The 9717-nt window shown below is 64.8% G+C and carries 10 protein-coding genes and 1 pseudogene; 4 read left to right on the top strand and 7 right to left on the bottom strand.

What is annotated here, in order from left to right; translation table 11 throughout:
* The coding region (locus VEI45_RS25250; RefSeq protein ID WP_324857388.1) for an AMP-binding enzyme at window positions 1-638 on the top strand (638 nt) is incomplete at its 5' end.
* Window positions 639-647: 9 nt separating this feature from the next.
* Here VEI45_RS25250 and VEI45_RS25255 read toward each other — a convergent pair.
* Window positions 648-1157, bottom strand: a complete 510-nt coding sequence (locus tag VEI45_RS25255) for a DinB family protein (RefSeq protein ID WP_324857390.1) — start codon at window positions 1155-1157, stop codon at window positions 648-650.
* Between the two features lie 19 nt (window positions 1158-1176).
* On the bottom strand, window positions 1177-1485 hold the full coding sequence (locus VEI45_RS25260; RefSeq protein WP_324857392.1) for a hypothetical protein: 309 nt from the start codon (window positions 1483-1485) through the stop codon (window positions 1177-1179).
* A 629-nt stretch (window positions 1486-2114) separates the two neighbouring features.
* Here VEI45_RS25260 and VEI45_RS25265 point away from each other — a divergent pair.
* On the top strand, window positions 2115-2345 hold the full coding sequence (locus VEI45_RS25265; RefSeq protein ID WP_324857394.1) for a hypothetical protein: 231 nt from the start codon (window positions 2115-2117) through the stop codon (window positions 2343-2345).
* A gap of 153 nt (window positions 2346-2498) precedes the next feature.
* Here the strand turns inward: VEI45_RS25265 and VEI45_RS25270 are convergent, their stop codons facing one another.
* From VEI45_RS25270 to VEI45_RS25285, 4 genes and pseudogenes are all read right to left on the bottom strand, one after another.
* The gene (locus VEI45_RS25270) at window positions 2499-4697 is read right to left on the bottom strand and encodes an acyl-CoA dehydrogenase (protein ID WP_324857396.1); all 2199 of its coding nucleotides are present in this window, start codon (window positions 4695-4697) and stop codon (window positions 2499-2501) included.
* 33 nt (window positions 4698-4730) lie between these two features.
* Window positions 4731-5714 (bottom strand): 2-hydroxyacid dehydrogenase, encoded by a 984-nt coding sequence (locus VEI45_RS25275; protein WP_324857398.1) that lies wholly within the window; start codon window positions 5712-5714, stop codon window positions 4731-4733.
* A complete protein-coding gene (locus tag VEI45_RS25280; RefSeq protein WP_324857400.1) occupies window positions 5690-6823 on the bottom strand; it encodes an alpha/beta hydrolase in 1134 nt (377 codons plus the stop codon). Before VEI45_RS25280 ends, VEI45_RS25275 begins: the two co-directional genes overlap by 25 nt.
* Window position 6824: 1 nt before the next feature.
* A pseudogene (locus VEI45_RS25285) lies at window positions 6825-7393 on the bottom strand (TetR/AcrR family transcriptional regulator).
* A gap of 113 nt (window positions 7394-7506) precedes the next feature.
* Between VEI45_RS25285 and VEI45_RS25290 the strand changes: the two are divergent.
* Window positions 7507-8082 carry a VOC family protein gene (locus VEI45_RS25290; protein ID WP_324857405.1) on the top strand — a complete coding sequence of 192 codons (576 nt, stop codon included), beginning with the start codon at window positions 7507-7509 and terminating at the stop codon, window positions 8080-8082.
* A 15-nt stretch (window positions 8083-8097) separates the two neighbouring features.
* Here the strand turns inward: VEI45_RS25290 and VEI45_RS25295 are convergent, their stop codons facing one another.
* The gene (locus VEI45_RS25295; protein WP_324857401.1) at window positions 8098-8736 is read right to left on the bottom strand and encodes a TetR/AcrR family transcriptional regulator; all 639 of its coding nucleotides are present in this window, start codon (window positions 8734-8736) and stop codon (window positions 8098-8100) included.
* Window positions 8737-8817: 81 nt separating this feature from the next.
* Between VEI45_RS25295 and VEI45_RS25300 the strand changes: the two genes are divergently transcribed.
* The gene (locus VEI45_RS25300) at window positions 8818-9717 is read left to right on the top strand and encodes an oxygenase MpaB family protein (RefSeq protein ID WP_324857403.1); all 900 of its coding nucleotides are present in this window, start codon (window positions 8818-8820) and stop codon (window positions 9715-9717) included.

Raw genomic sequence — 9717 nt, forward strand, 5'->3', positions numbered from 1 at the left:
CCAACCGCGCACTCAAAGACATCGGCCCTGTCGTCTACAACATGTACGGCTCGACCGAGGTCGCCTTCGCCACCATCGCCGGGCCCAAGGATCTGGAGCACAACGCCGCAACGGTCGGACCGGTCGTCAAGGGCGTGAAGGTCAAGATCCTCGACGACAACGGCAAGGAGTTGCCGCAGGGTGACGTCGGGCGGATCTTCGTCGGCAACGCCTTCCCGTTCGAGGGTTACACCGGCGGCGGTCACAAGCAGATCATCGACGGCTTGATGTCGTCGGGCGACGTCGGCTACTTCGACGAGCACGGTCTGCTGTACGTCAGCGGCCGTGACGACGAGATGATCGTCTCCGGCGGCGAGAACGTCTTCCCGGCCGAGGTCGAGGACCTGATCAGCGGGCATCCCGACGTCGTGGAGGCCACCGCGATCGGTGTCGAAGACAACGAGTGGGGCCACCGGCTGCGCGTGTTCGTGGTCAAGAAGGATGGCGCCGGCGTCGACGAGGACGCCATCAAGCACTACGTGCGCGACCACCTGGCCCGCTACAAGGTGCCGCGCGAGGTGATCTTCCTCGACGAATTGCCGCGCAACCCGACCGGCAAAATCCTCAAACGCGAGCTGCGCGACCTCGAAGTCGACTAGCCGACTAGCTCAGCCGTCGAATCCGGTTGCGCCGTCGAGCTGTTCGCGCAGGATGTCGAGTTGTCCGGTGTGGCGGGCGGTCTCCTCGAGCATGTGCACGTAGATCCAGCGCACCGATACCTGCCCGATGCGACGATGCGGCACCACGTGATCGAGTGGATACCGTGCAGCGATACGCCGGGACTCCGCACACTGGGCCTGATATTCGGTGATCAGCGTCGGCAGTGACTCTCCTGCGAGAAACTCGAACTCCCAGGAGCGTTCGTGCCGGCGACGGTTGTCATCGCTTCGTTCCTGCAAAAGCTGTTCGAACCAGCCGTATTCCGCCCATCGCAGGTGCTTGATCAGCCCGCCCACGGTTGTCGGCGAGGCGACGAGTCGGCGGCGAGCATCGGCATCGGACAAATTCGAAACCTTGCGCACCACGATGTCTCGATAGTCGTCGAGGAATGACTCGAGGGTGCTGCGCTCGTCGAGCTCTGCTTGCTCGCGGCGATCGGGACGCTGCGCTTCTGCCATGACGGCGAAGCTAGCAGGGTCAGCGTCGTTCCCGGATACTCCGGGTCACTTCAGCAGAGAGCTTGGCATCGGACAACAGCAGCTCGATGAGTGCGCAAAGGACCTCTTGTCCGGTGACGCGGGCGTATCCGAGGCGGTCGGCGGCGTCTCGCTGCCAGATGTCCAGGGCTCGGTGCGTCGCGGGGGTCAGATCGACGGTCCGTCTCGTTCGTTGGCCGCGGGAAGGGTGGTCGAGTTTCTGTCGCACGTTGGTGAGGCGTTCGGTCGGTGCCGCGGCGTCCGCGCGCCGGTGTGGCGTGGCCCGGAACGATGGGGAGCTGGGTTCCATGCGGATGGGTGACCTTCCGTCGGCGTGAGTTTTCAGTAGATCAGGACATAAGTATGTCCGTCAAAGCGGAGTCGTGCATCCGTGGCCGGGTGTGCGTGTCTGCGCCACGGATGCCGTGGTCAGCGCCGGCGGCCCAGCTCATTCGGGTTGGGCCGATCGTCGGGACGATTGCATCAATTTATATCGACACGTCAGATTGTGATTGCTACATATAGAAGACAGCGCGCCAGTCAGCGTCGTTAACGGCAGCTAAAATAGTTCGCTACCTCGTAGCGAATGGAGCAGGATTTCCAAAGTAATTTGTGCACATTACTGACAATTACCCTTAGCTAATGAAGCACGGAGATCCGGAGATCAGTAGACCAGTAAATACCATTTGAACAGGTCATATGGACACATCCGTAGTTACTGAAACCAGTACGGACGTACCTCATGAGGTCATGAATACAGTAATCCATGAATAGAACGCTATTTGCAGCGCAGGCATAGAAGCTAGAAATAGCTGGTCGGAGCGATGCGCCATATTCTCAGCATTATTAAGGTGCTAATTTAGCGTTTGCTAAGGATTGGGATTTAGCGTTCTTGGTGTCAGTCCCCCAGATGACCAAGATGACAAAGGAGCAACCAAAATGTCGATCTCACTATCCACTTCGATGTCCTCGGCCCGTCGCCTAGCAGTTGGTGCGATCGGCGCAGGCGCCGTGGCCGGCGCAATGCTGTTCGGCGCGACCCCCGCGGCCAACGCCGCCTCCGCAGTACCAGCGCCCACCGTGGGTGGCCCGTATCACGTCGCCCCCGTTTGGTGGGGCTGGGGTCACCACCACCACACCCACCGCCACGGCGGCATACACATCGCCTAGGCCTGGGGAGGAGCGGTAGGCGCGGCGAGCCGGATCCGGCCGGTGAATGGCGACTAGCCTCTCCCAACCGGAAATAGGGTCGCCGCTCCCGCCGAAGGAAAATCCACGCCGATCTGACAACAGTCAGGTCGGCGTGGATTTTTGTGTGCAGGACTACGGGTCGCGCGGCAGCCCGAGCAGACGCTCGGCGATGATGTTGAGCTGTACCTCGGAGGTGCCGCCATAAATTGTGGTGGCACGGCTGGCCAGCAGGTACTCGTCCCACTTGCCCGGCGGCGTGTCGGGGTCGCCGATCGCGGCGTCGGTGCCGAACGAAGACACCCCGAACTCCGCGTAGCCCTGCCCGGTGCGCATCGACAGCAGCTTAGAGATCGCCGCCGACGGCATCGCGTCTCCGCCGGCCAACGTCAAAAGCGTTGAACGCATGTTGAGCACCTTGGCGGCATGGCCCTCGGCGATCAACCGGCCGGCGCGGTTCTGGGCAATCTGGTCGAAATGTCCGTCGCGAATGAACTCGACGAACTGGTCCAGGTTGGCCAAAAACGGTGCTTCGCTGCTGCCGATCGACACCCGCTCGGCGGTCAGCGTGTTGCGGCTGACCTCCCAGCCCCGATTCACTTCACCGAGCACCAACTCGTCGGGCACGAACACGTCGTCAATGAACACGGTGTTGAACATCGCGCCACCGGTGAGCTCACGCAGCGGCTTCACGTCTATGCCCTCGCTGCTCATATCCAGCAGGAAGTAGGTGATGCCATTATGTTTTGGCGCGCTGAGGTCGGTCCTGGCCAGCAGCGCGCCCCACTGCGAGAACTGGGCCGCGGTGGTCCAGATCTTCTGTCCGCTGATGCGCCAGCCGCCGTCGACCTTGGTCGCCTTGGTGCTCAGCCCGGCCAGGTCGGATCCGGCACCCGGCTCGGAGAACAACTGGCACCAGATCATCTCGCCGCGGAACGTCGGCGGCAGGAAACGTTGTTTCTGCTCGTCGTTACCGAAGGCCACGATTGAGGGCACGATCCAAGCCGCGATGCCGATCGGCGGCCGCCTCACCCGCCCAGTGGTGAACTCCTGGGCGATGATGATCTGCTCGACGGGGTCGGCCGCCCGTCCCCAGGGCTTGGGCAGATACGGCAGCACCCAACCGCCTTCGGTGATGGCGGTCGTGCGGTCGTCGCGGGGCATCGCCTTGAGCGCGGCGACCTCGGCACGAATGTCCGCCCGCAATTTCTCGGTGTCGGGATCCAGGTCGATGTCGAGTTTGCGCGTCCCCGTGCTCGTCGCGGTATCGACCACCCGCTGCGGGTACTCGGACCTGCGGCCGAAGCAGGCGGCCAGGATCAGCGCGCGACGGTAGTAGACGTTCGTGTCGTGTTCCCAGGTGTACCCGATACCGCCGTGCACCTGGATGCAATCTTGAGTGCACCGCTGCGCAGCCGCCGGCGCCAATGTCGCCGCGACCGCCGCGGCGAACTCGACCGCTGAACCCCCTGTGTCCCAATTATTTTGGCTCGCCTCGTCGACAGCGCGGGCCGCATCCCACACCGCTGCAGTGGCCCGCTCGGTGTCGGCGATCATCTCGGCGCACTTGTGCTTGACAGCCTGGAACTGACCGATCGGCCTGCCGAACTGCTCACGGATCTTCGCATATTCCGCCGCGGTGTCGGTGGCCCACCGCGCGACCCCGACGGCCTCGGCCGACAGCAGCGTCGACATCAGCGCATGCGCGGCGACGACGCTGAGATTGCTCAATACGGCATCGTCACCGACCTCGACGGCGTTGGCACGCACGTGCGCGATGGGTCGCAGCGGGTCGACGCTGCGGACCGGCTCGATCTCGAGTTGATCGGCGCGCAGCACCACCCACTTTTCGCCGCTGTCGATCGCCACCGGCAACACCAGCACCGATGCCTCGCCGGCCGCGGGCACGGCGCGGACCTCTCCGCGGATCACCAGGGTGTCGCCATGCCGCGTCGCGGTGAGCCCGGAGTCCAGCGCGTACGCTGCGATCGCCGCCCCAGCAGCCAGGTCCACCAGCACCTTGGCGTCTGGGTCGTGTGCTGCGATCAGTGCACTGGCGATCGCCGACGGCACGAACGGGCCGGGCACTGCGCCGTAGCCGAACTCGGCGAGCACCACCGCAAGCTCGAGGATGCCGAAACCTTGCCCGCCGACCGATTCGGCCAAGTGCACACCCTGCAGGCCCTGTTCTGCCGCGGCCTGCCAGTACGGCGGTGGGTTGTTGATCGGTGTTTCCAGTGCGGCGTGCAAGACCTCCGACGGCGCCACCCGCGCCACCAGGGATCGCACTGAATCGGCCAGGTCTTGATGCTCAGCAGTTATCGCGATCGGCATTGGTCGCCTTCCGTTGGGCCTTCATCCCTCAATCTAATAACCGGTCGGTTGGTTGACGACATGGGCTAGCTGCTTCCCGTCCCGCAGCCGACGGCAGTTGGCGACGGCCTCGACCAGATAGCGCCGCATGGTGTCGACGGTGTACCAGGTGACGTGCGGCGTGAGCACGACGTTGTCCAAGCTCAGCAGCGGGTTGTCCGGCGAGACCGGTTCGACTTCGAAGACGTCCAGGCCGGCCGCCGCCAACCGCCCGTCGCGCAGAGCCTCGACCAGGGCGCCTTCGTCGAGAATCGGCCCGCGCGACGTGTTGACCAGCACCGCACCGGGTTTCATGCGGGCCAGTGCGCCGCGGCCCAGCAGACCATGGGTGTCATCGGTGAGCGGCAGATGCAGCGAGACGATGTCGCTGGCGGCCAGCAGCTCCGGCAGCGGCCGCCAGCCCGGCAACCCGTCGTCGCGGGTGCTGGTATGCAGCACCGTGGCGCCCATCGCGGCGACGATGCCCGCGACGTGTTTGGCGATATCGCCGTAGCCGACCAGGCCGACGGTGCAGGCGCCGACGTCGCGCACGGTTTCGCCCAGCTGTGGGTCGGGTGGCCAACCGCGACCCTCGCGGGTGGCACGGTCCAGCGCCGGCAGTCGACGCAGCGCGGCCAGCATCAGCAGCACCGCGCCCTCGGCCACCGACGGCGCGTTGGCACCGGGCATATTGGCGACTGCGATACCAAGCTTCGTGGCGGTGTGGACGTCGATGGTGTTGACCCCGGCGCCGAACTTGTGGACCAGCCGCAGCCGGTTCGCCCGCAGCAGGTCGGCGCCGGAAAGTGGCCGCAGCACATGCCAAATCACGTCAGCATTGGGTAACTCCCGGTAGAACGCGGCTTGCGAATCCGCAGAGTCATCGTCGGCGCACCACCGGATGTCAAGCCAATCAGCCTCGGGCGCAAGAAATTCCAGCACCCTGGGACCGGGAACGAAATGGGCGAGGACCCTTAACGCCACCGCTTGGCAATCCATTTGGCAATCGTGTCAGCCTGCTCGCTGCGCGCCCCCGGCGTGGTGAAATAGTGGTCGGTGTTGATCGCGCACAGGGTTTTGTCGCTGCCGGCCAGCGCGTCATAGATGCGTTGGGCATCCGTTGGGAACACCCCGGTGTCGGCCTCGGCGTTGATCACCAGGGCAGGGCAGGTGATCCGTGCCAGATGCGGCTCGGCCCGGGTCGGGGCGGTCCGCAGACTCCACATCGCCAACCAGTTCCGCAGTGTGCAGGCGGCTGCGATCCCATGCGCGGAACGGTTGGCCTTGGCCGGCACGCCCGCGTAACACATATTCGGCGGGCGTTTGGTCGGTTCGATAGTCGGATCGACCATCCGCGGATCGGCCCAGGTCCGCATCACCGTGAAGGGGCGATCGGAAAACCCTGCTGCACGAACACGTTTCAGCTCCTTTTCGGCCCAGTCAGTAATCGCGTTGTTGCGCGCCACCTGCGCTGACCCATAGCGGGTCAGGAACTCCGACGAGTACGGCGGTCCGTTGCGTTCGTTGAACAGGTCGAGGTCGGGGTCGGTGGCAACCGGGTCGTTCTCGTCGACGACGGCGCCGTCCATCCATTTAGTCAACACGTCGGGACGGCCGGGATGGGCGGCGCTGGCGACATAGCCGTCTGCAGGCAGCAGGTCGGTCAGCCCGGCCGCGGGCCGCATTCCCGGAAGTGGAGTGACGTTGGGTTCGACCGCCTGCGCCTGGTAGGCGGCCATCAACGAACCGCCGCCGGAATTACCCAGCAAAACAATGGTTTCGACCGCCTGCGTTTCGCGCAGCCAGCGAATACCGACACCGATGTCGACGAGCGCATGGTCGAGCAGAAAGGCGCTCTCAAAACCACGGAACCGGGTGTTCCAGCCCAGGAAACCGATGCCGCGGGTAGCCATGTAATCGGCGAGATAGTGCTCGGAGAAGTCGATTTGGTAATGAGCGGCGATCATCGCGACCTTTGGCTTGCGTCCGACGCCGCGGTGATACAGCCCCTGGCAGGGGTGTCCGCCCGCACCGGCGCGCCGGCCGGTCGGCGACGGCAGCCCGATGAATTCGCGGATGACCCCGGGCGTGCCGGTGGTGCGACTCACCTCAGCGGACCTCCTTGTAATAGAAGGCACGGTAGAGGATGTTCGCCAACGTGTCGATGCAGGCCTGATCATCGGGGGCGCCCGCCGGGCTCGACCCGGAACCGGCGAGTTGGTAGCCTTGCGCTTGGGCGCGCCGCACCATCTCGGTGATGAAAGAGGTTGGGATGGCACAAATCTCGGCCCAGTACCGGGCGAAGTCGTCGTTGATCATCGCCAGTTGCGATACGCTGATCATCTCCGCCAGCCGGTTTCGATAGGTGTGCCAATCCACTGCCGCAGCCTGCTGCGCTCGCTCCCGGTTGGGTAGGCCATGGCGGATAAAGGTCAGCGCCCGCTGGTTGGCTTGTCACGAAACCGCAGCGCCCATTCGCGGACCATCGCCTCTTTGGAGTCGTAATAGTTGTAGAACGACGCCGTCGATCGGCCCGCTTCCGCGGCGATATCGGCGATGGTCGCGGCCAGGATGCCTTTGCGGGCAATCACTGTACGAGCGGCGGCGTCGATGGCGGCCTGCGTCCGGCGGCCGCGGTCGGTCGGTAACTGGGCACGCCGGGTCGACTGCTCGGACACGGTGGACACGAGTACGTCCCCTCTTCTTGAGAACTGAATGTGATGTTAGGTTCAGATTCGGATCTCCGCCACGAAACCAGCGACGCGCAATGCCGACGGACGGGAGCCCGGAGATGATCAAGCCGCACAACACCAATTCCGAGTTCGAACTCGGCGGAATCAACCACGTCGCGCTGGTGTGCTCGGACATGGCTCGCACCGTGGACTTCTACAGCAACATCCTGGGCATGCCGCTGATCAAATCGCTCGACCTGCCCGGGGGGGCCGGACAGCATTTCTTCTTCGACGCCGGCAACGGTGACTGCGTCGCGTTCTTCTGGTTCGCTGATGCACCTGACCGGGTACCCGGGCTCTCGTCGCCGGCTGCCATCCCCGGCATCGGCGAGATCACCAGTGCCGTCAGCACCATGAACCACTTGGCGTTTCATGTCCCGGCCGAGAAGTTCGACGATTATCGTCAGCGCCTCAAGGCCAAGGGCGTCCGGGTCGGCCCGGTGCTCAACCACGACGAGAGCCAGATGCAGGTCTCGCCCACGCTGCATCCCGGCGTGTATGTGCGGTCATTCTATTTTCAGGACCCCGACGGGATCACGCTTGAGTTTGCCTGTTGGACAAAGGAATTTACGACAACGGATACGCAGACCGTGCCGCGCACCGCGGCCGACCGCCGCGTCCCGGCCGCCCACTAACCCACCGCGCCGGATTCAGTCGCGATACAGGCTCGGGTCAGCGAGCTCGCCGAGCAGCGACGCGAGCTGGTCGATCAGCTGATCGGGGTCGAGCCGCACTGCACCGGCCAGCCAGGCGCTGATCGTCTGTGCCACCCCACCGACGACGAAATGAGCGGCGGCCTTGATCCGGTCGTTCTCCGGAACCCGCAGCGCGTTCTCGACATGACGGCCGGAGAGCATCGCGAACAGCGCGCTGGACTCGACACGTTTGCGCACCAGCACGGCGTTGGCAAGTTGCGCGCTGAACAGCAGACGACCCACCCGGGGGTCGCCGCCGATGGTCCGCACGACGTTGGCCATACCGGCGCGGGTCTGCTCCTCCGGCGGTGCGGCCGCGACCGCGGCCTGTGTCGTGGTGGCCAGGTCGGCAATCACCCAGTCGAAGACCGCCGCAACGAACTCATCCTTGTCGGCGAAGCTTTCGTAGAAGTAGCGGGCGGCCAGGCCGGCCCGGCGACAAATGCCGCGAACAGTCAATTCGGCGGCGTCCTGCCGGTCGGCGCCCAGCAGATCGAGGCCGGCCGCGAGCAGTCTGGCCCGGCGGGTTGCCAGGCGGTCGGCCGCCTCGACACCGCGGTATGGCCGTGCGCTCGTCGTCGGGGCTGAGCCCATGGATGCCATCTTGACATCGGTTCGCGTCGGGCTGCAATATCAGGAAACACGCGTTCTCACAATTAGCGGGGTAGGTGTCCGATGACGGTCAGCGAGCCAATCAGCCATGTCGAGCGCACGATGAGTGATCCACCGAGAGCCCGGTTGACCCGCCGTCAGAAGCGAGTAGTCCGTCTCGACGACGGGCTGATGGGAATGGCGTTGCTGCTCGGCCCGGCCAACGTGATCATGCAGCTGGCGCGGCCAGGCGTGGGCTACGGCGTCATGGAGAGCCGCGTCGAAAGCGGCCGGTCTGACCTGCATCCGATCAAGCGGGCCCGCACCACTTTCACTTACCTTGCAGTGTCAATGGCCGGTACCGACGCACAGAAGGCGGCATTCCGCCGCGCGGTGAACCGTGCGCATGCCGAGGTGTATTCGACACCCGACAGCCCGGTCGAGTACAACGCGTTCGACCCGGATCTGCAGCTGTGGGTGGCAGCGTGCCTCTACAAGGGCGGGATCGACTTCTATCGGACGTTCGTCGGCGAGCTGAACGAGCAGGACGCCGACCGCCACTACCGCGACGGCATGGTGCTCGGCACGACGTTGCAGGTGCCGCCGGAGATGTGGCCGCCGGATCGGGCCGCGTTCGACCGCTACTGGCAGGAGCAGCTGGACGAGGTCCACATCGACGACACAGTTCGCGACTACCTGTATCCGATCGCGGTGGGTCGGGTGCGCGCCGTGACGCTGCCGGAGCCGGTGCGCCGGCTGCCAGAACGCCTCGCGCTGTTGATCACCACTGGCTTTCTTCCGCAACGATTCCGCGACGAGATGCACTTTTCGTGGGATGCCGCCAAGCAGCGGCGCTTCGACCGACTGATCGCCGTGTTGAGGACGGTGAACAACATGCTGCCCCGGTTTGTCCGGCGCTTCCCGTTCAACGTGCTGCTGTGGGATCTGGACCGGCGGATCAAGGCCGGCCGGCCGCTGGTGTAG

The organism is Mycobacterium sp., from assembly GCF_035623875.1.
Classification (GTDB): Bacteria; Actinomycetota; Actinomycetes; order Mycobacteriales; family Mycobacteriaceae; genus Mycobacterium.